The organism is Microbulbifer variabilis, assembly GCF_052468405.1.
In genome coordinates this window covers 3,293,406-3,318,452 of record NZ_CP174343.1, presented here as the reverse complement: position 1 = coordinate 3,318,452, position 25,047 = coordinate 3,293,406, and the positions used below count along the sequence as shown (strand labels likewise).

25 protein-coding genes are annotated in these 25,047 nt (G+C 53.0%); 9 read left to right on the top strand and 16 right to left on the bottom strand.

The genetic code is table 11. From position 1 onward, the window contains the following. Nucleotides 1-8: 8 nt before the first annotated feature. The 11 genes from ACJJJB_RS15130 to dksA form a co-directional block, all read right to left on the bottom strand. Nucleotides 9-1,046 carry an endonuclease/exonuclease/phosphatase family protein gene (locus tag ACJJJB_RS15130; protein ID WP_026304980.1) on the bottom strand — a complete coding sequence of 346 codons (1,038 nt, stop codon included), beginning with the start codon at nt 1,044-1,046 and terminating at the stop codon, nt 9-11. Nucleotides 1,047-1,340: 294 nt separating this feature from the next. Then, on the bottom strand, nt 1,341-2,132 hold the full coding sequence (locus ACJJJB_RS15125) for an acyl-CoA thioesterase (RefSeq protein ID WP_444946192.1): 792 nt from the start codon (nt 2,130-2,132) through the stop codon (nt 1,341-1,343). Nucleotides 2,133-2,212: 80 nt separating this feature from the next. Further along, the gene (panB, locus tag ACJJJB_RS15120) at nt 2,213-3,025 is read right to left on the bottom strand and encodes a 3-methyl-2-oxobutanoate hydroxymethyltransferase (RefSeq protein WP_020412412.1); all 813 of its coding nucleotides are present in this window, start codon (nt 3,023-3,025) and stop codon (nt 2,213-2,215) included. 5 nt (nt 3,026-3,030) lie between these two features. Further along, on the bottom strand, nt 3,031-3,717 hold the full coding sequence (locus ACJJJB_RS15115) for a deoxynucleoside kinase (RefSeq protein ID WP_020412413.1): 687 nt from the start codon (nt 3,715-3,717) through the stop codon (nt 3,031-3,033). Between the two features lie 108 nt (nt 3,718-3,825). After that, a complete protein-coding gene (gene folK / locus ACJJJB_RS15110; protein WP_020412414.1) occupies nt 3,826-4,302 on the bottom strand; it encodes a 2-amino-4-hydroxy-6-hydroxymethyldihydropteridine diphosphokinase in 477 nt (158 codons plus the stop codon). Continuing rightward, a complete protein-coding gene (pcnB, locus tag ACJJJB_RS15105; protein WP_342664457.1) occupies nt 4,302-5,681 on the bottom strand; it encodes a polynucleotide adenylyltransferase PcnB in 1,380 nt (459 codons plus the stop codon). The genes folK and pcnB overlap by 1 nt, the downstream gene beginning before the upstream one ends. 849 nt (nt 5,682-6,530) lie before the next feature. Then, nucleotides 6,531-7,922: a sigma-54-dependent transcriptional regulator gene (locus tag ACJJJB_RS15100; protein WP_020412417.1), complete on the bottom strand. Its 1,392-nt coding sequence runs from the start codon at nt 7,920-7,922 to the stop codon at nt 6,531-6,533. A gap of 127 nt (nt 7,923-8,049) precedes the next feature. Next, nucleotides 8,050-11,010, bottom strand: coding sequence for an ATP-binding protein (locus ACJJJB_RS15095; protein ID WP_445365106.1), 2,961 nt, complete (start codon nt 11,008-11,010; stop codon nt 8,050-8,052). Then, nucleotides 11,000-11,176 (bottom strand): hypothetical protein, encoded by a 177-nt coding sequence (locus ACJJJB_RS15090; RefSeq protein ID WP_169337099.1) that lies wholly within the window; start codon nt 11,174-11,176, stop codon nt 11,000-11,002. Before ACJJJB_RS15090 ends, ACJJJB_RS15095 begins: the two co-directional genes overlap by 11 nt. Nucleotides 11,177-11,321: 145 nt before the next feature. Beyond that, the gene (gene gluQRS, locus ACJJJB_RS15085; RefSeq protein WP_444946195.1) at nt 11,322-12,194 is read right to left on the bottom strand and encodes a tRNA glutamyl-Q(34) synthetase GluQRS; all 873 of its coding nucleotides are present in this window, start codon (nt 12,192-12,194) and stop codon (nt 11,322-11,324) included. An 80-nt stretch (nt 12,195-12,274) separates the two neighbouring features. Then, complete coding sequence (gene dksA, locus ACJJJB_RS15080; RefSeq protein WP_020412421.1) at nt 12,275-12,712, bottom strand: RNA polymerase-binding protein DksA; 438 nt, start codon at nt 12,710-12,712, stop codon at nt 12,275-12,277. 254 nt (nt 12,713-12,966) lie between these two features. On the opposite strand from dksA, the gene sfsA reads away from it, so the two are divergent. Next, the gene (gene sfsA, locus ACJJJB_RS15075) at nt 12,967-13,665 is read left to right on the top strand and encodes a DNA/RNA nuclease SfsA (RefSeq protein ID WP_020412422.1); all 699 of its coding nucleotides are present in this window, start codon (nt 12,967-12,969) and stop codon (nt 13,663-13,665) included. Between the two features lie 48 nt (nt 13,666-13,713). On the opposite strand, the gene ACJJJB_RS15070 is transcribed toward sfsA, so the two are convergent. The 4 genes from ACJJJB_RS15070 to ACJJJB_RS15055 all read right to left on the bottom strand — a co-directional run bounded on the left by ACJJJB_RS15070 (nt 13,714) and on the right by ACJJJB_RS15055 (nt 16,657). After that, complete coding sequence (locus ACJJJB_RS15070; protein WP_020412423.1) at nt 13,714-14,058, bottom strand: Rieske (2Fe-2S) protein; 345 nt, start codon at nt 14,056-14,058, stop codon at nt 13,714-13,716. A 28-nt stretch (nt 14,059-14,086) separates the two neighbouring features. Further along, nucleotides 14,087-15,142: a S1C family serine protease gene (locus tag ACJJJB_RS15065; RefSeq protein ID WP_020412424.1), complete on the bottom strand. Its 1,056-nt coding sequence runs from the start codon at nt 15,140-15,142 to the stop codon at nt 14,087-14,089. A 188-nt stretch (nt 15,143-15,330) separates the two neighbouring features. Continuing rightward, nucleotides 15,331-16,215 carry a protease HtpX gene (gene htpX / locus ACJJJB_RS15060; protein WP_020412425.1) on the bottom strand — a complete coding sequence of 295 codons (885 nt, stop codon included), beginning with the start codon at nt 16,213-16,215 and terminating at the stop codon, nt 15,331-15,333. A 157-nt stretch (nt 16,216-16,372) separates the two neighbouring features. After that, nucleotides 16,373-16,657 (bottom strand): TfoX/Sxy family protein, encoded by a 285-nt coding sequence (locus tag ACJJJB_RS15055; protein WP_020412426.1) that lies wholly within the window; start codon nt 16,655-16,657, stop codon nt 16,373-16,375. Nucleotides 16,658-16,902: 245 nt separating this feature from the next. On the opposite strand from ACJJJB_RS15055, the gene ACJJJB_RS15050 reads away from it, so the two are divergent. The 3 genes from ACJJJB_RS15050 to ACJJJB_RS15040 all read left to right on the top strand — a co-directional run bounded on the left by ACJJJB_RS15050 (nt 16,903) and on the right by ACJJJB_RS15040 (nt 19,096). Continuing rightward, a complete protein-coding gene (locus tag ACJJJB_RS15050) occupies nt 16,903-17,619 on the top strand; it encodes a M15 family metallopeptidase (protein WP_157533404.1) in 717 nt (238 codons plus the stop codon). 130 nt (nt 17,620-17,749) lie between these two features. Then, nucleotides 17,750-18,574 carry a serine O-acetyltransferase gene (gene cysE / locus ACJJJB_RS15045; protein WP_444901021.1) on the top strand — a complete coding sequence of 275 codons (825 nt, stop codon included), beginning with the start codon at nt 17,750-17,752 and terminating at the stop codon, nt 18,572-18,574. A gap of 15 nt (nt 18,575-18,589) precedes the next feature. Beyond that, on the top strand, nt 18,590-19,096 hold the full coding sequence (locus tag ACJJJB_RS15040; protein WP_020412429.1) for a hypothetical protein: 507 nt from the start codon (nt 18,590-18,592) through the stop codon (nt 19,094-19,096). A 96-nt stretch (nt 19,097-19,192) separates the two neighbouring features. Here ACJJJB_RS15040 and ppa read toward each other — a convergent pair whose 3' ends face one another. Continuing rightward, entirely contained in the window at nt 19,193-19,729 is a 537-nt protein-coding gene (ppa, locus tag ACJJJB_RS15035) for an inorganic diphosphatase (RefSeq protein WP_020412430.1), read from the bottom strand. Between the two features lie 162 nt (nt 19,730-19,891). On the opposite strand from ppa, the gene ACJJJB_RS15030 reads away from it, so the two are divergent. From ACJJJB_RS15030 to ACJJJB_RS15010, 5 genes are all read left to right on the top strand, one after another. Next, complete coding sequence (locus ACJJJB_RS15030; protein ID WP_445365105.1) at nt 19,892-21,265, top strand: glutamine synthetase family protein; 1,374 nt, start codon at nt 19,892-19,894, stop codon at nt 21,263-21,265. Nucleotides 21,266-21,385: 120 nt separating this feature from the next. Further along, nucleotides 21,386-22,768 carry an aldehyde dehydrogenase family protein gene (locus ACJJJB_RS15025; protein ID WP_445365104.1) on the top strand — a complete coding sequence of 461 codons (1,383 nt, stop codon included), beginning with the start codon at nt 21,386-21,388 and terminating at the stop codon, nt 22,766-22,768. 30 nt (nt 22,769-22,798) lie between these two features. Further along, entirely contained in the window at nt 22,799-23,260 is a 462-nt protein-coding gene (locus ACJJJB_RS15020; RefSeq protein WP_444946200.1) for a hypothetical protein, read from the top strand. A gap of 50 nt (nt 23,261-23,310) precedes the next feature. Then, a complete protein-coding gene (locus ACJJJB_RS15015) occupies nt 23,311-23,766 on the top strand; it encodes a hypothetical protein (RefSeq protein ID WP_020412434.1) in 456 nt (151 codons plus the stop codon). Between the two features lie 57 nt (nt 23,767-23,823). Then, complete coding sequence (locus ACJJJB_RS15010) at nt 23,824-25,008, top strand: iron-containing alcohol dehydrogenase (protein ID WP_445365103.1); 1,185 nt, start codon at nt 23,824-23,826, stop codon at nt 25,006-25,008. The last annotated feature ends 39 nt before the right edge of the window (nt 25,009-25,047 follow it).

The following is a 25,047-nucleotide window of genomic DNA, read 5'->3' as shown; positions in this document are numbered from 1 at the left end:
TTATCTGGCTAGTTTTTTGCCCAGGAAAAATCTACAAAAACTGGATCGTGATCACTTAATCCAGAATAAGCTGGGGACCCGATAAAATAGTTGGTGACTTCCAGTGTGTAGTTGGGATTATTGTTGATAACCACTACATGGTCAGTGTCGTTTTGAAGCTCATCGGCACAGGCCTCCAGGCTGGTATCGCTGCCGGAGAGCATGTATTGGCAGGCGTGCTTGCCTCCGGTCTTCTCAAAGAAGGCCTTCCATGTCTGAAAATTGACACCGCGCCAGTCATTATCATTTTCATCAAATGCCATATTGAAATCGCCGGCCAAAATAACGGTGGCATTACTCGAGTGTGCAACGATCATATCGGCGATTTGATCGAGTTGCTTTGCCTTGGCGCTGAGGTCTTCATCCTGATGGCCTGCATCCATATGGGTGTTGTAAATATGCACATGATAATTTTCAGTCACTTCGACCTTGGCTACGGTGAAGCCTTTTTCGGTATCACAATCGTTGCCTGAGCACTTATTGAAGGTTTCCTCCTCATAGGTCGCGAAGGAATAATCGTTATCATCACGATTGTCCCGATCAAAGGGGAACTTAGAAAAAGTCAGTAGACCGTTGCCAAAAGAGGTGCCACTACCTTTCCAGTGTTTTGAACGATAGGGAACGGTGTCGTTGCTTAGCTTATCGTCGTCATCTAGATAGTTGGCTTTGGTTTTGTTCCAAACTTCCTGCATTAACCACAGATCTTTGGGATTGTCATTGAACGTGCGAATAATTTGTTTGAAATCTGACTTACTATTACCACCTATACATTGTAAAAAACCGTCCATATTGTACACAATCATGTTAAAGGTGCCTGAGTTGGCATCTTTAAAGCTGGTGTCACCATACTCGTAGCCGTCCAGGTCTTTCGAGCCGGTGTCATCGACATCGCCAATAAATTCGAACCAGTTGCACGAGGTAATAGCATCCCAAACGTCTTCAAAATCTGCTGCGCTGGCTGGAAAACTGGTGAGCAAGGCGAGACAAATAAATATTTTTTTTATCATTATTGATTTCTCCACATTTGTTACCGCGAGTTAATTGTGGAGGGATTTGTAAAGCTCTTGAGTTGAGGCTTTGTCCCTCCGCGGGTGGGGATGATGGAAAGCGTAGATTACAAATTGGAGTAAAAAATATTTTCTTTATTTTATTTTTATGTAATGGCGGCGCCAAAATGTACTTTTTGGGAAAAAAATAATGAAATCAATAAAAGAAAAGATGGAATTGCGCCAAACTCGTGGGGCAGGTAAGGATTGAAAGATCTAAGGCACTTCTTCCATAGGCATGGCTAATTCGTTTTTTTAGCCAAAAATTGTGACCATTTGCCGGGACAGGGCGACAAGTTTGCCGCTGACATCCCATAGGCGGGCTTGGATCACAGCGTAGCCATCCCCTGCCTGTTCAACTTCGGCAAGATACTGCCACCAGTCAGATGCCTTGTGATTGGGGAGGGGCTCCATAAACTCCACTGTCCATGTTAATGAGCTGGCTGGAGCTGGTGTTTTAAGCATTGGCAAAGTGGCAGGGGGCCAGGCATCAATCAGGGCGAGGAGATGGTTAATGGATACTGTATTCTCACTGCCATCCTTAAAGCGTACCCAACCGCCCAACTGCCTCTCTTGAGTTCCACTAAAAGGCAATTGACCCAGGGCAATACGGTAATCAAATTTCTGCGTAAACTCCGGCACTACACCTTCAATGTAGGGGAGCGCCATGCATTGTTCAGGCTTGCTAAATTCTGGTGCTGTTGCCACGCCCACCTTCACTGAGGAATCCCTGCCTCGACCATAGCTGGCCAGCCCCGCAAGTACGACAGTGCCGCCTTGGCACAGATGACCCTGCACTTGAGTGACGGAGCGCCCGGCACGTAAAACTTCTGCGGAGCGTTGTACCGCTTCTGCGCCTACTGGGGCGACAAATGAGAAGGTTGCAGAGCGCAGGCTGCTGTCCTCAGCTACTTCCGCTGTCATTTTTTCCTGGAGCATTGTTGCTACCAGGCCGCCAAAGGTGGCACGCCCCTGGCTCCAGCCTTCGGGGACAGCGATGTTGTCCTGGCCTGGATTCCACTCAAGGAGTAGTTGATCGAAGTTCATAATGTTACCGCTGGGCAGGCAGCCTCCGATGGAGCTGCCTGCGAGAGTGCCGAGGCTGTTTAATGTCCGGGCAAATGATATTAACTGAAAGTGTGGGAGTCGCCAGGGAAGATGCCGAGCTTGACGTCTTCAGCGTACTTGCGCAGGGCCCCGGGGATGTCCTCTGCCTCTACCAGGAAGTTCTTGGAAAATTTTGGCGGTTGTTCGGTGAGACCGAGAATATCGTTGATAACCAATACCTGGGCATCCGTGTCACGACCGGCGCCGATGCCTATGGTAGGCATTGAAACTGTTTCGGTGATACGTTTTGCCAGGGCGGTTGGGACACACTCGAGTACCAACAGGTCAGCGCCCGCCTGGTCTAGCAGGATGGCATCCTCAAGCATCTGTTCTGCATGCTTTTCATCGCGGCCCTGAACACGGTAGCCTCCGAGTTTGTGAACCGATTGAGGAGTGAGTCCCAAGTGGGAGCAGACGGGGATGCCCCGGTCAGTGAGCATCTTAACGGTATCGACCAACCAGGCGCCGCCTTCAATTTTCACCATATGGGCGCCTGCCTGCATGATGCGGGTGGCATTGGTCAAAGCCTGTTCCGGAGTGGCATAGGTCATAAACGGCATATCGCCCATGATCAGGGATTTCTTGTTGCCGCGCGCTACTGCTTCCACATGGTAAATCATTTGCTCCATGGTTACCGGTACCGTGCTGTCATACCCGAGTACTGTCATACCCAGGGAATCGCCCACCAACAATGTTTCTACTCCGGTTTTTTGTGCCATGGCTGCCATAGGCGCGTCGTAAAGGGCCACGGTAATAAACTTTTCACCATTTGCCTTCATTTTGCGCAGGGTCTGAACGGTGACGAGCTTCTCTAATTCAGAAGGTGCATACATAACGATTAACTTCCCGGGTTGTAGTAGTGTCGGCCTTTGGTCACTGTAAGCATGTACTCGACCAGCTGACGGTAATCCTTAGGGCTATCGACAATATCGATTTCCTCACTATTGACGATCAGCAATGGTGAGCTGTCGTAGAAGTGGAAAAACTGGGTGTAGGCGTCGTTGAGCGTTGCCAGATACTCATTGCTAATGGCGCGCTCTGCGGGAATACCGCGGTTGCGAATGCGTGCCTGTAGTACTTCCAGCGGTGCCTGCAGGTAAATTACCAAGTCTGGCTTGGGAGCCTCTAAGGTTAAGTGTTGGAAAACTTGCTGGTAGAGCGCCAACTCGTCCTTATCCAGGGTTACCTGGGCGAACAGCTGGTCCTTTTCGATCAGAAAATCTGCCACCCGTACCGGCTCGAACAGGTCGTCTTGACGCAGGGCCTGAATCTGTTGGGACCGCTGCAGAAGGAAATGCAGTTGAGTCGGTAGCGCGGCGTTATTGGGGTCGCGGTAGAAGCGTTCGAGGAAGGGGTTTTCCTCTGGCAGTTCCAGTAGAGTGTCATAGTTGAAGGTAGTGGCAAGCTTCTTGGCCAATGTGGTTTTACCTACGCCGATATTGCCTTCCACGGCAATAAATTTCGGCAAAGTCCTGTCCGACAGGCCGAATTCACACGGATTGGTTTCGCTGTTGTCGATAACCACGTGTTCGACTCCTCTTGTTGGGGCGTCTTCCCTGATGGGCTGCAGGCGCCAAAGTACTATTAAGCGGGGCGCTCAGTCGAGTACTTTTATCGCGCTATCGGAGGTTGCTCAGATTTTATTCAGGCGGTTTTGCGGACAGTTCTGCAGCAATTGCTGTAATGGATCGCCGTTAGGCAGCTGTAACTGGGGCTCCAGTTCTGCCAGTGGCAGGAGTACGAAGTTGCGCTCTGCCATACGTGGGTGTGGTACTTGCAAGCGCACGTTATCAATTTGCTTTTCTCCAAATAGCAATATATCCAGGTCGAGGGTGCGCGCTCCCCAGCGCACTGAGCGCTCGCGACCGTGAGCGGCCTCAATAGACTGTAACTGGTCGAGTAGCTCAATCGGTGAGAGTGACGTGTTCAACTCAGCCACTGCATTGACATAATCCGGTTGCCCGCTTGGGCCTATGGGGGCGCTGCTATAAAAACCGGAACAGCGCAGTAGGCAGCTGCTGGGGATTTTGTCCATTGCTGTGAGGGCACTGCGCAGCTGCCTCTGTGGCTCAGACAGATTACTGCCGAGCCCGATATAAACTCTTTCCATCACTCAGCTGCCCTGGGTTTGCGCCGGCGTCCACTGCGAGAGTTACGGCCGCGGCGATTACCTCCGCCACTGCGCTGTAGTTTGCGCACCATTTGCTGACGCAGCTCGTCATCGGCTTGCTGGAAGTCCGTCCACCACTTACCAAGGCCGGCCTCAATTTCGCCACTTTCCTCGCGCAGCAGCAGGAAGTCATAAGCTGCACGGAACCGGGGATGCTCCGTTTGGCGCTGAGCGCGGCTGCCACCACGTTGGGGCAGGCGGTGCTGCAGGTCCCAGATCTCACGCATGGGGATAGAGAAGCGTTTGGGTATAGCGGTATGGGCCAGCTGGTTACTGGTAATCTTTTGGGCTGCCTGGGCGAGGGCTGGCGCCGGTGGAATACCTTTTTCCACCAGTTTTTGTTGCTCTTCGTTTACTGCTGGCCACAGCAGGGCGGCATAAAGGAAGGCGGGGGTGACGCGCATATCCGCCTGGATACGTTTGTCTGTGTTGCGCAGTGCTCGCCTGGTCAGCTCCAGGGCAGCGGGGCTCTTCTCAATTTGGCGGGCATTGTCCGGGAACAGGTGCTGCCACAAATGGTAGCGGTGCAAATGCTCAAAAGTACGCTCGCCCTGTCCACTCATTAGTAATTTGAGTATCTCATCGAACAGGCGGGCTGGAGCGATATTGCGCAGCAATGGCGCAAGCTCCTGTAAAGGCTCTGCAGTTTTGCTCTCGATCGCGAAGTCCAGCTTAGCGGCGAAACGTACCGCGCGCAGCATCCGTACAGGGTCCTCTTTATAGCGGGTGGTGGGCTTGCCGATCATACGGATCAAGCGCTTTTCAATATCCTCGACCCCACCAGTGTAATCGTGGATGGCAAAACCATTAGTGGTGTAGTAGAGCGCATTGACGGTGAAGTCCCTGCGCATGGCGTCACTTTCGAGATCACCGTAGACGTTGTCCCGCAGCAGCATACCGTGCTCGGACTGCCTTGCTTCATGCTCTTCGCCATCACTGTGGTGTCCGCGGAAAGTGGTTACCTCAATGACCTCGCGGCCGATACGAGCATGCAGGATACGGAAACGCCTTCCCACAATACGAGCGCCGCGGAATAATTCCTTGGCCTGTTCTGGCGTCGCATCGGTAGCAACATCGAAGTCTTTAGGGTGGCCGCCTAGCATCAGGTCGCGAACACCGCCACCGACAATATAAGCCTGGTAACCAGCATCCTGTAGACGCTTCATAACTGTCAGGGCCGCGCGGCTGATCTCTCGGCGGGAGATATTGTGGTCATTGCGGGCGATGACCCGGGGGCCTTTGTTGGCCGGCTTGCGCCAGCGCTTAATACTACTAATCAGATTGTTGAGCATACGGCTGTCTATTTTGACTGCTGCCATTCGTAAATGACCGGAAAAGCCCTGCTGGTGCTCAGGCCACACTTCCGGTGGCAGCAGGTTTGGTACCCGCGCGTCTCTACCCCTTTTGACCAGGGAGTTCTCTGCGGCACTGCTGGGGCCTCATATACCTGGGCGGGCCCAGGGGGCGAAGTCCGTAACCAGGGGTGCCAATGGCATCGATTGCCGGTGAGTTGGATTCGCGGGCGCGATTCTAACACACGCAAAGGAATGCGCCCGCAATCTGCGGGTGCCGGGAAGTTTGGAGAAAAGATTTGGGAATTATTATTACCAGTATGAAGGCAGCGGCTTCCTTGCGCTCTCAATTTGCTATCAAGCAAACACCCTCTCCCAGGTACAATTCAGTCAGTTTGCAACGCGCTTGTTGTTATTTTTATTCTTTCTTAAGGTTTATTGTTATTATTTATTGTTGTTCTTACGGTTTTGGCCACTCATTGCTTTTATTGTCGGCCTCCCCATTATTCTTATTGTGTTTCGCCCGCTTATTGTGAGTAGTTATAGGGCTTTTAACGGTCATTTATTTTTATTGTTGGCCGTTTTCAAATTTTGTACTAAGGGTAAAGCACTTAGTGTGCCAACTTTTAAAAATTGATATAAATCAATAAGTTACGATCTTTACGAAATTTGACGGAACTTTTTTTAAGTCCATTGCGTTACGTAAAGTGCGGCAATTGTTACTTGCAGGGCGTCTGGGGTAACACTTCTTTTGTTACCGATGTGGTAGTTGAGGAGCACAAAGGGACAGCGTGCGGTACACCCACAGTAGAGGGTGAGTATTTAGAGGGGGTTACCTGGGGGCCGCGGTGAGGGCCTAAGCCCCGAAAGAGGGCATCAGGCCTCTGCAACTGCGCTACGGCGGGTTTTCTTGCGGGGGATGCCCAGTTTTTGACGGCGCTCCCACAGGCATTTGCGGCTGACCCCCAGCTTTTTGGCCAGCTCAGTTTCACTCATAGTGTCTTGATGCTCGATCACGAAGCGGGCGAAGTAATCTTCCAGTGACAAGTCCTCACGGGGGTCTGTGTGCAGGCTTCTAGGGCGAGGAATCTCACCAGTCTCTTCCACAGGCACCAGGTCCAGGTCGATATCCAGTGTCTTGTGGTTAATCTCCCGACTGTCGCGATCGGTGAGGATCACAGCGCGCTGAATAGCGTTTTCCAGCTCGCGTACGTTACCGGGCCATGTGTAGGTCGTAACAGCCTGGATGGCCTCTGGAGATAAGCGGAGCAGGGAACGCTCTATTTTGGTGCAAAACCTTTCCAGTAGGTGCTCTGCCAGTGCAAGCACGTCTCGTCCACGCTCTCTCAGAGGTGCCAGGGTCATTTGTACGACATTGATACGGTAGTAAAGGTCTTCACGGAACTTGCGCTCTGCCGCTAGTTGGCGGAGGTTGCGGTGGGTTGCTGTTACCAGTCGCACATTGACCTTACGTGACTCGATAGAGCCGATAGGGCGTACTTCCCCTTCCTGGATCACCCGAAGAAGGCGAGCCTGGGCTTCCAGGGGAAGCTCGCCAATTTCATCGAGAAACAGAGTGCCTCCATCAGCGGCAGCAACAAGCCCCTCACGGGCACTTTGGGCGCCGGTAAAAGCGCCTTTTTCGTAACCAAATAGCTCTGACTCGATCAACGTTTCGGGAATGGCTGCACAGTTAACAGATATCAGCGGCTTGCCTGCCCGGCGGCTCTCCTCATGAATGGCGCGGGCCACCAGTTCCTTACCGGTACCGGTTTCACCATGTACCAGCACAGTGGCGTCTGTTGGCGCGACCTTGTGGATACGGCTGTAAAGCTCTCGCATCACCTGGCTGCTACCGATCATGCCGGCAATCGTGCCGGTATTATCTTTCTCTGAGGGTGCCTGTGCGCGGCTCTGCTCAGCCTTGCCGATAACTCGCCGCACAGTGGCAATCATCTCATCGTGATCAAAGGGCTTAGCAATATAGTCTGCCGCGCCCATACGCATGGAATCCACCGCAGATCTGAGGCTGGCGTAGCTGGTCATAATCAACACCGGAACTTCGCCAGCATGCTTGAGCAGGTCGGTGCCTGGGGCACCGGGCAGGCGTAGATCGGAGATCACCAAGTCCACTTCATTTACGCGGTATTTGCTCAGGGCCTCGCGTACTGACCCCGCCTCACTGACCTTGTAGCGATGCCGCTCCAGCAGTTTGCGCAGCGCCGTTCGAATAATGGCTTCATCTTCGACGATCAGGATGTGGCTCATGTGTTACGCCTGGTTACAAAATGCTCAATAAGCGCCTAGTTTTACCTGCGCGCCGTTTCTATGCAACTCAAATACTGAGAATTGATTGCTTTTTGATTAAAAAATATTCAATTTGGCAATCTACGCCTCAACCCGATAGTGGCAGCTGCACAATAAACTTGGCGCCACGTCCCGTCTCCCGGTTGGCGGGACTCACTAACTCCAGTTGGCCTCCATGCTCTTCAACGATGCTGTATACCATCGCCAGGCCGAGGCCGGTGCCCTCGCCGGGTTCTTTTGTAGTGAAAAATGGCTCGAGTATACGGTCTCGGTGCTTGGCTGAGATACCGGGCCCGTTGTCAGTTACAGAGACACAGGCGCTGCCGTTGTCGATGTAGCCCTCGATCAGAATATGACCGCCATCGGGGCTGGCATCGCGGGCGTTACTGAGCAGGTTGATAAATACCTGGATCAGGCGCTGGTTATCTCCCGGAGCGATCAGGTCCTCAGGTACGGTATTGTCGAAACGCACTTCAGTTTTATCGCGCTGCAGGGACAGAAGGTTTACTGCTTCCTGCACACAGGCATAGAGGTCTACTGGGGCATGCTCGCTCTCCTGACTGCCACTGTGGGAGAAGTTGACCAATGAATGCACTATCCGGCTGATACGCTGGGTTTGACTAAGTATCTGGTCGGCGGTGTCCAGTACTTCTGGGTTGTCACAGTCAAACTGGAGGTTCTGTGCCAGGCAGGCAATGCCGGTCACAGGGTTGCCAACCTCGTGGGCGACTCCGGCAGCGAGGCGCCCTACCGAAGCCAGACGCTCGCTGTGAATCAGCTCCTGTTCCAGTACCTGGGTTTCGGTAATGTCTTCGAGCAATAACATCTGGCCGTCGCCGCGCTCGTTGCGTACACGATCGTTGCGACTGCGCTTCTGGCGCGTCTTGTGTAAATTGAGCCAGTGGCTGTTGCCATCCAGACTCACCTGCTGCTTAAAACGGCTGGCATCAGAGGATTCGGCAAATTCCGCCAGCAGCCCGCGCCAGGGCTCGGCGAGGTACTCCAGCTTGGAGCCGATTACCTCGCCGGCTGCAATACCGGTCAGGTCCTGCATGGCGTAATTCCAAAGCAGTACCTCACCGTCCCGGCCCAGGGAGCAGGCAGCCATGGGCAGCTCTTCCAGCATCTGGCGATGGTAGAGGCGCAGGTTGTTTAGCTCCCCTGCAAGCCCGGTGAGCTGGTGTTTATAGCGTCCCAGGCGCGTTTCTATTAAGTGGATATCCTTGTTAGCCGGTTGATCGCTGTTCTGGAATGGGAAGTGGCGGTCGATAATCTGCCCTGCCAGCACCCGCCCAAGTAGCCCGGAGAGGTTGGCCTCAAGCTTGTTGCGCAGCTGGCGCAGGGCGTAAGGTCGACGCTCATCATCCGGCAGGTCGAGCTGGTTGAGGGCGCGCTTGACCTCTTTATTGGCGGTGGCGGCACCGAGACTCTCCGCAAGACGCAAACGGAAGTCTGCTGCGGATTCCACATCGAGACCTAATCGTAACGCTTGAGCAATAGTGTCATCACTACAAAGATCAGCAGCGTATTGCTCCAGGTTACTGGTGCGCGTAAAGAGTGACAGCCCGACAAATAGCAGAATGTTGATGCTGAGGGATAGAGTGGTGATCTGTGTCCAGATCGACATTCCTAGAGGTATCTGAATCGATGTACCGGGCAGAGTGATGCCGGTTAAGTCGAAAATAGACGGCAACATCAGGCCGCAGCCCCAAATCAGCATACCGCCCAGCAGTCCCCCGATAAAGCCGCGCCGGTTGCCGCGTGGCCAGTGAATTACCGCGAATATTCCCGGCAGGAATTGCAATGACCCGATAAACGCCAGTAATGCCAGGTCCGATAGGGAGAGGCGGTTGTTCAACAGAAGGTAGAAGGCAAAGCCGGCAATAAACAGCGCGGCAATCAGCGCACGGCGCAGCCACACCAGCTGGCGATACATATTGTCCTCTGAGTGCCAGCGTGTACCGGGCAGCAGCCAATGATTCATTACCATGGTGGACAATGCCAGGGTAATCATAATGAGCGCGCCGGTGGCAGCGGAGAGACCGCCGATAAAGGCCAGCGTGGTGAGCAGCGCTGAACCACTGGCTCTCGGCACCGCCAGCGAGAAGTACTGCACCGGTTCTGCCACATCCAGGGCGAAGCCCGCCCACATAATCGGAAAGATTGGCAGTGCCATCAGTAACAGAAATAGGGGGAAGCCCCAGCTGGCGGTACGCAAGGCCTGGCCTGTGGGGCGTTCAGCGATACTGAGATAAAAGATGTGCGGCATGGCCACAGCGGTGGCGATAAATACCAACAGTAAGGTGTGGGAGGAGCCCTGTTCAATGGGAGTGTAAAGCAGCTGTTGCATATCGCTGTTTTCAAGTAGCCACTGGTCGAGCCCCGAGAAACCGCCGAATACACCATAAACGGCATAGCCACCTACCGCAGTGAGAGCAACCAGCTTAACCAGGGATTCCAGCGCCATAGCACTGGCCAGGCCCTCGCCCCGTTCGCGGGTCGCGCCGTACATGCTGGTAAACACCGCCAAAAGCACACAGTAGAAGAAAGCAATGAGGTTCTTGCTGGAAACCCCACTGTCTGGCAAACCGAGCGCGGCAACACTATCCCGGGATAAAAGAGCCAGGGTTTCAGATACCGCCTGTATCTGCAGAGCTACCAGTGGTAACAGTGCCAGTAACATGAACAGGGTGGCGAGAATGCCTACCTGGCGACTGTGGTAGCGAAAAACCAGTAGATCCGCTGGGGAGTACAGTTGGTAGCGCTGGGCAAGCCGCGCTAACGGCTCTAGAGCTACTGGCGCAAATAAAAACATAGCGCCGGTGCCCAGGTAGTAGGCCAATACGCCATAACCATACTGCCAGGCCAGGTCGACAATACCGTAGAAAGTCCAGGCAGACAGCGAAACCCCCAGGGAGAGGACATAAACGAGTGGGTGGCGTACCCAGCGTGCGGGCAGCCAGCCCTTTGAGGTGGCGAAGGCCACAAAGAACAGAGTGGCAATATAAACGACGCCAATCAGGGCGATATGGGCTATTTCAAAGCTCATTCGATTTGCGTCTCCATTGGATAAAAATCGCCAACAGGATCAAAACGAACCAGAGAATAAAAGGGCGATACCAGGCGCCAACGGGATTGATCATCCAGGTAAAAATGGTGGGTGAAAACACATAGCCCACTAGCACGAGCAGTATTAACAGGGTGCGATTGCTCATAGACAGTCTTGGAAACCCGTTTGGGAAAAGGCATTAATGGTGGCCGGGATCACCTTGGATTTAGGGGCAAGGCGCTATTGGGATATGCGTATATTACCCAAAAGGTGGGTGCGGCTGGCGCAAAAATGTTAAATGTCTCAGCAGTTCAGTGCAATTGCCGGTCGCGCTTATCAATTTGGTGTCGTTGCCAACGGGCTGTGGCCCACTTCAGAATATGTTCTGGTTTCTCCTGTCTCAGTGTTTCGGGCACATGGAAACCGAGAAAAATTAATGCGGCGCACAGGTTATCTGCCGCTTTATTGTCATCGATAGCTGGCGCGTGGTTTTGCTTGCTGAGTTTCTGTTTTCCCCCTGGGCCCATTACCAGAGGCAGGTGCCCGAAGACCGGAGGGGTTGTGCCGAGTATGTGGAACAGACGGATCTGTGCGCCAGTGGTATCTAAAAGGTCGGCGCCACGCACCACTTGGGTAACCCCCTGGGCAATATCATCCACCACTACTGCCAGCTGATAGGCGTACAGGCCATCGCGACGCTTCAGGATCGTGTCTTCACGTACCGGTTGGTGTTGTTCCCCGCGCCAGATATCCTCGAATACCTCCTCGTCACCAGCACATTGCAGGCGTAGGGCAGAGGGGCCACTGCCACTGTGTTTGACTCTGCAACCAAGGTTGTCGTGCCCGCCATTTTGGCGGATTTGGCTGCGTGAGCAGTAACAGGGATACAGGAGGTCTTGTTCACGCAGTTGCGCCAGGGTCTCTTCGTACAATCTGTGCCGCTTGCTCTGCCATTCCACGGCACCGTGCCAATGCAGGCCGTGGGTCTCCAGGGAATTCAGGATGCGGGTGGCCGCGCCGGGCTCTTCGCGCGGTGGGTCGAGATCCTCCATTCGGAGCAACCAGTGGCCTCCATGGGACTGGGCATCCAGGTAGCTGCCAAGTGCGCACACCAAAGAGCCAAAGTGCAGGGGGCCGCTTGGGGAGGGAGCGAATCGACCAATATAGGGGTGAGTACTTTTCAAAATGACAGGGGGCGGTCCCGTCGACCGCCCCTTCGCGCCGGGTGCCCCTTAGGGATCACCGGATTTCTATTAGTTATGGATCAGCCTGAAATCTGTCTTTCTTTGATTTCAGCCAGAGTCTTGCAGTCCACACACAGGGTTGCGGTGGGGCGAGCCTCAAGGCGGCGGATTCCAATATCAACCCCGCAAGCTTCACAGAAACCGTAGTCATCCTGGTCAATCAGCTCCAGGGTGGCGTCGATCTTCTTGATCAGTTTGCGCTCGCGATCGCGGGTGCGAAGTTCAAGGCTGAACTCCTCTTCCTGACTGGCGCGATCGGCGGGATCGGGAAAGTTTGCGGCCTCGTCTTTCATGTGGGAAACGGTGCGGTCCACTTCCGCCATCAGTTCGGCCTTCCAGGCTAACAGCAAGTTGCGGAAATGCTCCTGCTGCTTCTCATTCATGTACTCTTCGCCCTTAGTCTCCTTGTAGGGCTCAAAGCCGTGCAGAGAATCGGTGCTCGCAGCAGTTTTGGGCATAGTCGTTGCCTCTCTTTCTATACGGGCCCCCGATAATGGGGGCGATACCACCAAATTCAATCTAGCCTAGACCGGAATCTTTTTGTTTGATGCTTTTTTCACCTGTCAAAAAGCTTGCGGTGGCAGGCTAATCCTTGTTTCCGCCGCCGATACCCCGGCGACCGAGAGCGAGGAAGCTATCAAATCTACGCGATTCGCGCCACAAATAGTTGTCTGCTATTTTGTGGCGCTGAAATGTACAAGAGTGCCAGCCCGTGAAGTTTACCCCCTCGTTGCAAAAGGCAACCCTGTTGCGTCGTTACAAACGTTTTCTCGCAGATGTGGAGTCCTCAGAAGGGGAGGTTTTCACTATTCACTGCCCTAATACCGGCTCCATGAAGAACTGTTGGGTTGAGGGTGGCGCTTGTTGGTATTCGGACTCGGGTAATCCCAAACGCAAGTACCGCCATACTTTAGAGATCACCACCACCCCCGATGGCGCCCTGGCCGGTGTAAATACGGGGCGCTCTAATGCTCTAGTGGAGGAGGCAATACGCTCCGGGGTAATTGGCGAACTCCAAGGCTACGAGTCCCTGCGCCGGGAAGTGCGTTACGGGGATGAGAATAGCCGTATTGATTTTCTGTTGTCCGGTGATCAGGGGGACTGCTATGTGGAGGTTAAGAATGTCACCTTGGCAGATGGGGAGCGCGGTTACTTTCCCGATGCAGTGAGTGCCCGCGGCGCTAAACATTTGCGGGAATTGCAGAAATTGGCTGAAGACGGAGTGCGTGCAGTACTCTTTTATTGTGTTCAGCACAGTGGTATCGAAAGTGTTGAGGCCGCGCGTGAGATTGACCCCGCCTATGCTGACGCCCTCGACAGTGCGGTTTCAGCCGGTGTGCAGGTGCTCGCTTACAAGGCGCAACTAGGCGCCAGTGAAATTGTCCTCGCGCAGGAACTGCCATTTCGCTGAGGGGGTTGATATGAATGGCCGGGCAGGAACGGCCCGGCAAGATAAACCCTACTCCGGCAGCAGGGCGTAGAGGCCGTCCTGGGCGTATTCCACAGGCACAGGTGTCAGTGCATCGCCGGTACAGGGGCCAGCGATACACTCACCGGATTCAATCAGGAACAGAGCCCCGTGAGAGGCACATTGGATCAGGGCCCCATCCGGATCGAGAAACTGGTCTTCCTGCCAGTCGAGGTTGATACCGCGGTGTGGACAGGTGTTTTTATAGGCATAAACCTCCCCCTCTTTCATCACGGCAAAGACATTGTCAGTTCCGGCGGCAGTATCGCCGAGGGAAAAGCCTTTCGACTGTCCCTCGCTCAATTCATCGTAGCGGCACAGGAAGTATTTCTGCATAAAGTCGGCTCTGGGATCTATTATTGCTCTATTGCGGCGCCGCGAGTGTAATCGAGGTGTAGCGTATTGTCCCGTCGCGCATGATACCCAAAGTAATTTCGTCACCTACCTGATGTTTTTCCAGAGCGTTGAGCAGATCGTCGTAGCTGCGGATGGGTTGCTGCTCCACTTCAACAATCACATCCCCCAGCTGCCACCCTCCCTGGCGTGTGCGATAAATGCCTTGTAAGCCCGCTTTCTCTGCGGGAAGCCCCGGGGCTATGCGCAATACGGCTACGCCTTCGAAACCGTAACGACTGCTCCATTGATCCGGTGCGGATTCAATGCCGAGTATGGGGCGAACCAGGCGGCCGTGGGCAATCAGTTCCGGGACGATTTTCTTGACTGTATCCACCGGAATGGCAAACCCAATTCCCACGCTGGTACCGCTGGGGCTGTAAATGGCCGTGTTGACGCCGATCAAGCGCCCGAGGGAATCCAGCAGTGGGCCGCCGGAATTGCCGGGGTTAATGGCAGCATCGGTCTGGATTACATTACGGATGGTGCGATTATTGGCAGCTTCAATTTCACGCCCCAGAGCGCTCACCACCCCAGTGGTGAGCGTGGTGTCCAAGCCGAACGGATTGCCGATGGCGAGTACCTTGCGCCCCACCGAGAGGTTGCTGGAAGTACCGGCTACAAGAGGTTTTAATCGCTCTTTAGGCGCTTCAATTTTCAGTACGGCAAGGTCTTTCTCTGGAGCTGAGCCCACCAGCTGGGCAGGCCATTCACTGCGGTCTTGTAGTGTAATGGTAACTTTGCGCGCACCTTCAATTACGTGGAAATTGGTAACCACGTGCCCCAGTTCGTCCCAAATAAAACCACTACCGGCACCTTTGGGTACAGCATGCAGTCGCAGGGTCCTGCGATCGCGCACCAGGGCTTCGTTGGTAACGTAAACCACCGACGGGCTGGCAAAATTGAACACCTGCATGGTGTTGCGCTCATCATCGGTAGCGAAGTCCTGGACTTGTGCATACAGGGGAGATGTGAGGCAGAGGAGCATTAAGGAAAAAATAATTGGCAGAGTTTTTAGCGCTGTCATGGATAGCAGTTTTTCCTTTGTCAATTTGCTGGAAAGTTTACCTCGCCTGAGCCGGGGGCGAAAAGACAGCGGCGTTTATGCAAACCTGTACCTGCAGGATCAATGTATTCACAGGCTTTTTTTTACCAGAATAAAATCTGCACCTGTGGATAATTCGAAACAACAGCGCTTGTGCAGTTGCGTGAAAATCATTTACGGAAATTCTGCAGAACCTGGATGCGATCATCCAGAGGTGGGTGTGTGGCCAGCAGTGCGCCCATGTTGCCAAAGATTCCGAAGGCTTTCATATTGCCAGGCAGTGGCTCTTCGTGGCCCCGCTCGGATTCCACCTTGAGTCTCTGCAGAGCTGCGATCATGGAATTGGGGCTAGCCAGTGTTGCACCTGCGTGGTCTGCCCTGTACTCCCTCCTGCGGCTGAACCAGGCGACGATAATCATGGCAAAGAAACCAAAGACGATATCCATGACGATAGAGGTGATGTAGTAGCCGATTCCCAGTCCCTGCTCGTTGCGCAGGATTACCCGGTCGACAAAAAAACCGACCAGGCGCGCGAAGAACATGACAAAAGTGTTCACGACTCCTTGGATCAGAGCCAGGGTTACCATGTCCCCATTGGCCACGTGTCCAATCTCATGCCCGATAACTGCACGCGCCTCCTCGCGGCTAAAACGCTGTAACAATCCGGCACTGACAGAAACCAGGGCGTTGTTGCGATTCCAGCCTGTGGCAAAGGCGTTGGCTTGGGGCATGGGGAATATCCCCACGTCTGGCATGCCAATGTTGGCTTTGCGTGAAAGTTCCCGCACTGTCTCTACCAGCCATTGTTCATCGGCACTGCGGGGTTCGGTAATAATCTGGGTGCGGGTGGTCATCCGTGCAATGGTTTTGGAAAGCAGTAGCGAGATGAAAGAGCCGCCAAAACCAAATAGTGCACAGAGAAGTAGTAAGGCGCCGAGGTTCAGGTCAACGCCATTGGCCTGGAGGATGCCTCCTATGCCAAAAAGGTTGAAAATAATGCCAACCAGAACCAGGACCGCCAAGTTAGTCAGCAGGAATAGCCCAATGCGTAACATCGGCTCTCTCCATCTAATCGTCTTTGAGTAAGTTTAGATAGGGCGGGGCGTTTTGTGTGACAGTCGGGCGATATGCAATACCATGCCGAGCACCCTTTCCATCCCCGCAGGGGCTATCCGGGCGTTAAATCGTTGGGAGAAATCTGGGCTGTTCGCGTTAGTCTAAGTTTTGAGTGGCCAGCAGTCGGTCAGCCTCGCTGGCCAGCTTTTGCTTCAGGTCTGGGTCCAGGTCGTTCCAGTGGACGTCCAATAAAGCGCCTTGTAGAGCGTAGAGCATGACTCTGGAGGCATTGATGCCGCGATTGCGAATACTGATAAACGCCTCCACTGGGCCTATGCGGCGCAGGTCTTCATGGGAGCGGATGCCGATAGAGTGCAGGATATTTACAGAGGCCAGGCCCAGGTTTTTCAGTTTCAGTAACTCTGATTGACTCGGGTGCATTCAGTTTTCCCTACAAGGTTTAACGTTCAGTTAATACGATCTCTCCATCGATCGCGGGCTGAACTTAACATAATTTAATTGTCGATCAGTAAACCTAACCATCGGTACCTTTGTGACAGCGCCAATTGCTTTTCCTACAATTCCGGGCTGACCTGCTTATTCCGTATTGCTCTTTGATAGAGTAGGCACCTTGGGTTTGTTCACTTTAGACCGCATTACAAAAATCGCCCGCTTATAGGAGTCAAATGTTATCTGTTCCGCTACAACGTATGCTCTTTGGACTCACCGATGAGCATGTCATCCTCGATCCAACTTCGGGCCAGTTGCTGCACCCCGAGGCCCTGGTGGCCTTCCAGCGCCTGAGACGTGATGCCCGCGAGGCAGGCTTTGATCCCCAGATCGCCTCAGGCTTTCGTAGCTTTGAGCGCCAGCGCACGATCTGGAACGGCAAGGCACAGGGACTCAGGCCGGTGCTCGACAGCGAGGGAGTGGCATTGGAAATTTCCGGATTGCCACCGCGAGAGCTGGTCATGGCCATATTGCGTTGGTCGGCATTGCCTGGTGCTTCCCGCCACCACTGGGGCACCGACTTCGATATGATCGATGCGGCTGCCCTCCCGGAGGGCTACGATGTTCAGCTAACCCCCCAGGAAGTGGCGGACAATGGCATTTTTGGCCCATTTCATCTCTGGCTGGATGAGCGTATTGCCTCCGCGCAGAGCTATGGCTTGTTTCGCCCCTTCGCCACAGATCAGGGGGGGGTGGCCCCTGAGCGCTGGCACCTGAGTTATGCACCGCGTGCGAAGGAATTGCAGGATCTATTGACGATTGAGCGCCTGCAGGAACAGCTGCGCCGCGGTGACCTGGCCCTGTGTGATACCGTGTGTGAGCATCTTGAGGAAATCTATACGCGCTTTGTGTGGATCCCGGATCACTGTTATCCGGAGATTATGCCGCTCTGAGAACGAAGCGGGCGCCGCCTTGTTATGCCCCCGGATTCCCCAGTGGGCGGCGCTTGAAAGGTCCTGCCATTCCTGCCAAGCTTCGCGGGGCTTCAGCCCTTGGCATATACAATTGGGAAGTAACAGGAAAGTGGAAAAGACCGGCGAGGAAATCATTATCGACAGCTCGATCGAGCCCCGTGATGTCTGGAAATCCATGCGTGCGGAGGCCGCTGCCGCTGCCAGTGGCGAACCGATCCTGGCGAGTTATTTCCACAATACTATCCTGCGCCACAAATCGCTGGAGCATGCAATTGCCGACCAGTTGGCTGCTGTGTTGGATCACGATGCGCTGACTGCCACTTCACTGCAGGAAGTTATTGCTTCCGCCCTGGAGAGTGATCCCTCAATCTCCAGTCGGATGCATGCTGATATTTGCGCTTGGTACGATCGTGATCCGGCCTGCGATCAATACCTGACTCCGTTTCTTTATTTCAAAGGTTTCCACGCGCTGCAATCCCACCGAATTGCCCATTGGCTTTGGAAGCAGGGGCGTTTCACCCTGGCTTTGTATTTCCAAAGCCGGGTGTCGGAGCAGTTTTCTGTGGATATTCACCCGGCGGCGAAGTTTGGCGGCGGTATTATGATTGATCATGCGACTGGTCTGGTTGTGGGGGAGACTTGTGTAGTGGGGGACAATGTATCCATCCTCCACTCTGTGACCCTTGGTGGCAGTGGCCGGGGCTCCGGCGATCGCCACCCAAAAATCGGTCACGGAGTGATGATTGGTGCCGGTGCCAAGGTATTAGGGCCTGTGCGGGTGGGAGATGATGTCAAGATTGCTGCTGGCAGCCTGGTATTACACGATGTGCCCGATCACACCACGGTAGCTGGTGTGCCAGCGCGCCAAGTTGGTGGCCGAATTGAGGGAGCTCCTGCCTTTACCATGGACCAGACTCTGGACCCGGATGAATAACACAGGGATTAAGTAATGTCGCAAGCCACCTATAGCTTGGTTTTCCGCGGTGACCTGATCGACGGATTTACTGCGAACGATGTGAAATCCAATATGGCGCGCCTGTTTAAGAGCACCCCGCAGGCAGTGGAGAAACTTTTCAGTGGTCGTCCACTGATCTTGCGAAAAGGCCTCAGCCAAGCCCAGGCAGAGCAGTTTCAAGCCACTTTGGCCAAAATCGGTGCCCAGGTAACCTTGAAGGATGAGAGTGGGATAGCAACCGCCAAGCCCAAAACCATACAGGCACAGACTGTTCAGCCTGAGGGAACACCTGAATCCGACAGTTCCCCGATACCCAATTGGACGCTTGCGCCCATGGAGGGAAATTTGGTCAAAGATCATGAGCGCAAGCAAGTGGCTGCGGTCGAGGTTTCCACTGACCATATCAGCCTGCGTGCGGCGGAAGGACTTTTGCTTGATAAGAGTGAGCGCGCTGAGGCGGAGGCTGCCCCAGTCAATATTCCCAAGTGGGATCTGGACTAAACATAAATCATTCCCTCTGAGGGAGTCTCCACGCACAAAAAACCGGCATAAAGCCGGTTTTTTTGTGCCCAGGAGCCTAGCTAAAGGAAGTGGCTCTCAGCCTTCTTCCTTCAGGTAACGCTCACGAGAGGAAAGCACTTCTTTGCGGGCTTCTTCAGCGTCGGCCCAGCCTTCTACTTTTACCCACTTGCCGGCTTCGAGGGCTTTGTAATTCTCGAAGTAGTGCTCGATTTGCTTGAGCAGCAATTCCGGCAGGTCGCCAATTTCCTGTACGTGATCATACAGCTTGGTCAGCTTGGTGTGAGGTACCGCCAGCAGTTTGGCGTCTACACCGGATTCGTCGGTCATTTTCAGAACGCCGATTACACGGGAGCGGATAACAGAGCCAACCATTACCGGGTAAGGCGCGACAACCAGCACGTCGAGGGGGTCGCCGTCTTCGGACAGGGTTTGAGGCACGTAGCCGTAGTTAGCCGGGTAGAACATCGGAGTGGCAACGAAGCGATCCACAAATACGGCGTCAGAGTCCTTGTCCACCTCGTATTTGATGGGGTCGGAGTTGGCAGGGATCTCGATGATAACGTTGATATCGCTGGGCAGGTCCTTACCTGCGGGGATCTTGTCGAAGCTCATTGCTGGTCCTGAACTGGGTAAAACGAAAAATTTGGAGCGCGGATTATATATGCAGTTCGGCACAGCTGAAAGTCACGCCCCTGGGGAAATATCGGGCGTCAGGATTTGGCTGGCGGGTCTATCCTGTAAGTCATTGATAACAACAACGGGGCAGGGACGGAAATGCTAAAAGCCAGGGAGGTTAAAACCGTTCAGGAGGCCCGTGCGATTGTCGAAGGGCGCGGCCTCAGTCATGTCAAAGTGGGCCTTTTCGATATCGATGGTGTCATGCGCGGCAAATATATGAGCCGCGAAAAGTTTTTCTCTTCCTTGGATAAGGGCTTCTCTTTTTGTGATGTGGTGCTGGGCTGGGATGTAAAAGACCAGCTCTATGACAACGCCCGCTATACCGGTTGGCATACAGGGTATCCGGATGCTCCTGTGCGGATACTTCCAGATAGCTGCCGAGATATTCCCTTTGAAGAGAATATGTTGCTGTTTCTGGCTGAGTTTGATCAGCGGGCCCAGGCAGTATGCCCCCGCGCGGCTTTGCGCCGGGTGGTGGAGCGCTGCCGGGCAGCGGGCTTTGAGCCCTTTGCTGCCCTTGAGTATGAATATTTCCTATTCGATGAAACGCCGCATTCCGTGCGCGAAAAGGGCTTTCGCGATCTGAAGCCTTTCACCCCGGACTGGTTTGGCTACTCAATATTGCGCAACTCTGTGCATTCCGAACTGTACGGGGAAATCCTGGATATGGGGGAGCGCATGGATTTCCCGCTGGAAGGGTTGCATACGGAAACGGGTCCAGGAGTTCTTGAAGCCGCAATTGCAGTGGATAAAGCAGAGGCTGCAGGGGACAAGGCCGCCCTGTTTAAAACATTTATGAAAATCCTGGCTCAACGCATGGGATTAATGGCGACATTTATGTCGCGTTGGTCCAGTGATTACCCCGGACAAAGTGGCCATATCCACCTCTCATTGCGCAGTGCGGACAATGGTGAATCGGCATTTTTTGATAGAAGCCAACCCACAGGGGTCAGCGAAATTATGCGCCAGTTTATTGCTGGCCAACAGCGCCTGATGCCTGAGTTTCTGGCCATGTTGGCGCCCACTGTAAATAGTTACCGTCGCCTGGTACCCGGCTTTTGGGCGCCTACCGGCGCTAATTGGGGAGTTGAGAATCGGACTACAGCGCTGCGCGCTATTCCTGGCAACGGTAAATCGCAGCGAGTGGAATATCGCCTTGGTGCCGCCGATGCCAATCCCTATTTAGCTCTGGCTGCAGCGCTCGGCTCTGGGCTGTATGGCGTGATGCAGCAATGGCAGCCAAGCGATCCTATTGAGGGCAATGCCTATGCACTGACGCCCGAGATCCAGCAAACGTTGCCCGCTACCCTGTGGGATTCAGCCCAGCGTTTCAAAAGCTCTGAAGCTGCTAAGGAGTTGTTTGGCAGTGAATTTGTTGAGCACTTCGCGGCCAGTCGCGAATGGGAAGAGCGTGAATATCGCCGTCATGTGACTGACTGGGAGCTGGATAGGTATTTCGAAATAATCTGATTTAAGCCATTCACATCTGTACTTTAATTGGGCAGTTGCCCGTCTTTTTGAAAGCGTAACCCAGTTGTCTTTCCTTCACTGGTAGGAAACCGGTGAAAATTAATTAAAGGGATTTCCAATATGCACCACCTGCGATGTATTTCCCCTGTAGATAACAGCGTGTACCTGGAAAGAGCGCTGGCTGGCGAAGCTGAAATTCGTGTGGCTTTGGATCGAGCGGCATCGGCCCAGCGGGCCTGGCGCCTAACCCCTCTTATCGAACGTATCGCTATTGTACACCGCGCAGTGGAATTTTTTGCGGAGCGCAGAGATCGTCTGGCTGAGGAAATTTGTTGGATGATGGGAAGGCCAATACGTTTCGCCCCCGGGGAAATTGATGGTTTTGCCGAGCGCGCTTCAGCCATGGCAGATATTGCGGAAGAGGCCCTCGCAGATATCCAGCTGTCAGCCAAGCCGGGGTTTTCCCGGTTTATTCGTCGCGAACCGCTGGGTATTTCCCTTGTAATTGCCCCTTGGAATTACCCTTACCTGACGGCTGTAAATGCAGTGGTGCCGTCAATATTGGCGGGCAATGCTGTAATTTTGAAGCACTCTGCGCAAACTCCTCTCTGTGCAGAGCGAATGGTTGAGGCGTTTAGAGAGGCAGGACTACCCTACGGGGTATTTCAGTTTCTACACCTGAATCACGCTTACACCCAAAGGTTGGCATGCGCGGAGGAAATCCAGCACATCGCTTTTACGGGTTCGGTAGAAGCCGGGGCAAACTTGGAGCGCACCGTAGCAGGCCGCTTTATTCAGGTGGGTTTGGAGCTGGGAGGTAAAGATCCTGCCTATGTACGGGAAGATGCGGATCTTCAGCTGGCGGTGGAGACAATTGTAGATGGCGCATTTTTTAATTCAGGTCAATCCTGCTGCGGCATTGAACGTGTTTATGTTCAAGAAAAACTATTCGACGAATTTGTAGAGCGTGCCGTCGCTCTGGTTGGCAAATATCAGCTTGGCCGCCCGGATGATCCGGACACCACACTAGGCCCCCTCGTTCGTGCAGAAGCCGCTGATCGAGTACGTGTACAAATAGACGAAGCTGTGGCCGAGGGCGCCAAGACGCACCTGAGCACCAGTGACTTCCCGCTGGATAAACGCGGTACCCAGTATTTGGCACCACAGTTATTGACTGGAGTACGCCAAAAAATGCGCCTGATGCGTGAGGAGTCTTTTGGACCGGTATTGGGGGTGCAAAAAGTGCATGATGATGGCGAGGCTCTAGAATTTATGAATAACAGCCAGTTTGGCCTCACCGCAGCAATTTTTTCACAGGATGAAGAGGTCGCCCTGGCAATTGGGGATCATTTACAGGTAGGCACAGTTTTCCTTAATCGGTGTGATTACCTGGACCCAGAGTTGGCCTGGACTGGGGTAAAGCGGTCCGGAAGGGGGTGTACTTTGTCCCGGGTTGGATTTGAGCAGTTAACTAGACCCAAGTCCTTCCATTTTAAAATTTAAGGCTAGGGAACCGTTAAAGAGGGAATTTCTGTGAGGTTGATTAAAAGTTGTGTTGCAGGGTTACTTTTACTCAATTCATTGGTGCTAAAAGCGGAACCTTATCTTTATAAAAATATTACTTTAGATGTTCCCGGTGAGTGGTCAAGGTACGAAGACCCTTACAACAAGATAGGAATTCAATTTCGACAGAAAGGCACCGGTAACTTGATGGCCTACATTCTGAGAGAGGGATTATTAAAAGATGGTGGCGATCCTGACGTATTTTTAGAACAACATCCATTGGAACATCCGGTTTCTTCAGTGCAGATTGGTAATTATTCCGGTTATTTCGTCACTTTTAAATCGAAAGGAAAGTGTATGGCAAACTGGTTTTTGGGCGATGGAATCGATTTACTGGTTGCACACTTTCAAAGTGACTGTAATTCGGTGGATTTCTCGCCGGTAATCGAAGTGGTTAAATCTATCACAATGAAAGTTCACACCGTTGAATAGTTAGTGAGTTATAAGTTACATAGAGTGGGTATTTGGGTGGAGGTGTTGAGGTGAAGTACATACATTGTTGCATAGTATTGTCATTTTTTTCTCCGTTATTGATTAGTGCCGCGGAATACGAGCTAGAAAATTATTCAATAGACCTCCCGGAAAAGTGGTACATACAGACGGTTGATGGAGAAATGGGCATGGAGCTAAGGAAACGGTGTAGCAATGCGCAACTGAAAATAGGGTTTTCTCAAGGGATAACTGCACAGCAACAAACTGAAACTTTCCTAAATGACTACGACGAGGGTGAGGCAGCCCTTACCGCAATTCAACTGGGACAATTTTCCGGCTATTTTCTGAGCTATGAAGATGAAGGGATGTGTGGAGAGATTTGGTCTATGGCAAATGGTGAGGATCATTTTGGAATAGGGTACTGGGAAGATTGTAACTCGATAAACCGTACATTGATTTTTAATCTGGTTAACTCAATAAAGCCCCGTTTACAGGTTGCAGATTAGCTGTTTTCAGAAAGTCATTGAGGGCATTGGCTGGACTGGATAAATAGAGAGGCAAATGTGGATAAATACCGGGTAAACTGGAATTTCCCTACCAATATTTGGGTTGGACCCGGGCGAATAGCGGATCTTGCCAAGGCCTGTGCTGAATTGAATATACAGCGCCCCTTAGTGGTGACAGATCCCGGTCTTGCCACTATGCCACTGATTGAGCGTGCCTATACTCCCTGTCGGGAAAATAGCCTAGAACTAGAAGTTTTCTCAGCGATAAAAGGCAACCCTAATAGTGAGAATATTGATCAAGGCGTCGAAATTTTAAGGAGTAAAAATTGCGATGGAGTCATTGCCTTTGGTGGTGGCTCAGCGATTGATGCCGGCAAGGCAATCGCGTTAATGGCCAGGCAGAGCCGGCCCATTTGGGAATTCGAGGATATTGGTGATAATTACAAGCGTGTCGATCCTAATGGTATGGTGCCAGTGATTGCAGTACCTACCACTGCTGGAACAGGCTCGGAGGTAGGGCGTGTAGCAGTGATTACCGATGAAGCTGCGCAAATTAAACGCTTGATTTTCCACCCTAATATCTTGCCGGATATTGTGATTCTCGATGCCGAACTTACCTTGGGATTGCCACCAGAAATTACCGCGGCGACTGGGATGGATGCCCTCTCTCACAACTTGGAATCTTATTACTCACCTATGTATCACCCTATGGCTGAGGGAATTGCCCTACAGGGTATGCGCCTGATTAAAAGTTACCTTCCACGGGCCTATATGATAGGCACTGAATTAAAAGCACGTCAGCAGATGCTGGTTGCCTCCTGTATGGGGGCCACAGCCTTCCAGCGAGGTTTGGGTGCGATCCATGCACTCGCCCACCCACTTGGTGGCCTTTACGATAAACATCACGGCTTACTCAATGCCATATTGATGCCCTATGTCCTTGTAGCGAACAGGCCAGCCATAGAGGTTCCCATGGGACAATTGGCACTCTCATTGCAATTGACCGGGAAAGATATGTTTGAGAGCGGCTTTGATGCAGTGCTTAACTGGGTTATTGGCCTGCGTAAGCAGCTGGGTATTCCTCATACTTTGGAAGAAATTGGTATTGGTAGCGATGATGCCGATAAGATTGGACGTTTGGCTGCAGAAGATCCGTCTGCAGCCAGTAATCCCATGTCTTTTAACGCAGTGGAATATCGCGATATTTTCCTGCGTGCTTGCCAGGGTAGTGTCACACTGTAAGAGTTTCACCCTGTAAGCCGACAGAAGATTACCTATCAA

Bases quoted from the DNA above. Each gene is read 5' to 3' on its own strand.
- ACJJJB_RS15130 (WP_026304980.1), bottom strand. From the start codon at position 1,046: ATGATAAAAAAAATATTTATTTGTCTCGCCTTGCTCACCAGTTTTCCA.
- ACJJJB_RS15125 (WP_444946192.1), bottom strand. From the start codon at position 2,132: ATGAACTTCGATCAACTACTCCTTGAGTGGAATCCAGGCCAGGACAAC.
- panB (WP_020412412.1), bottom strand. From the start codon at position 3,025: ATGTATGCACCTTCTGAATTAGAGAAGCTCGTCACCGTTCAGACCCTG.
- folK (WP_020412414.1), bottom strand. From the start codon at position 4,302: ATGGAAAGAGTTTATATCGGGCTCGGCAGTAATCTGTCTGAGCCACAG.
- pcnB (WP_342664457.1), bottom strand. From the start codon at position 5,681: ATGGCAGCAGTCAAAATAGACAGCCGTATGCTCAACAATCTGATTAGT.
- ACJJJB_RS15100 (WP_020412417.1), bottom strand. From the start codon at position 7,922: ATGAGCCACATCCTGATCGTCGAAGATGAAGCCATTATTCGAACGGCG.
- ACJJJB_RS15095 (WP_445365106.1), bottom strand. From the start codon at position 11,010: ATGAGCTTTGAAATAGCCCATATCGCCCTGATTGGCGTCGTTTATATT.
- ACJJJB_RS15090 (WP_169337099.1), bottom strand. From the start codon at position 11,176: ATGAGCAATCGCACCCTGTTAATACTGCTCGTGCTAGTGGGCTATGTG.
- dksA (WP_020412421.1), bottom strand. From the start codon at position 12,712: ATGCCCAAAACTGCTGCGAGCACCGATTCTCTGCACGGCTTTGAGCCC.
- ACJJJB_RS15070 (WP_020412423.1), bottom strand. From the start codon at position 14,058: ATGCAGAAATACTTCCTGTGCCGCTACGATGAATTGAGCGAGGGACAG.
- ACJJJB_RS15065 (WP_020412424.1), bottom strand. From the start codon at position 15,142: ATGACAGCGCTAAAAACTCTGCCAATTATTTTTTCCTTAATGCTCCTC.
- htpX (WP_020412425.1), bottom strand. From the start codon at position 16,215: ATGTTACGCATTGGGCTATTCCTGCTGACTAACTTGGCGGTCCTGGTT.
- ACJJJB_RS15055 (WP_020412426.1), bottom strand. From the start codon at position 16,657: ATGCACCCGAGTCAATCAGAGTTACTGAAACTGAAAAACCTGGGCCTG.
- ACJJJB_RS15050 (WP_157533404.1), top strand. From the start codon at position 16,903: ATGTTATCTGTTCCGCTACAACGTATGCTCTTTGGACTCACCGATGAG.
- ACJJJB_RS15040 (WP_020412429.1), top strand. From the start codon at position 18,590: ATGTCGCAAGCCACCTATAGCTTGGTTTTCCGCGGTGACCTGATCGAC.
- ppa (WP_020412430.1), bottom strand. From the start codon at position 19,729: ATGAGCTTCGACAAGATCCCCGCAGGTAAGGACCTGCCCAGCGATATC.
- ACJJJB_RS15030 (WP_445365105.1), top strand. From the start codon at position 19,892: ATGCTAAAAGCCAGGGAGGTTAAAACCGTTCAGGAGGCCCGTGCGATT.
- ACJJJB_RS15025 (WP_445365104.1), top strand. From the start codon at position 21,386: ATGCACCACCTGCGATGTATTTCCCCTGTAGATAACAGCGTGTACCTG.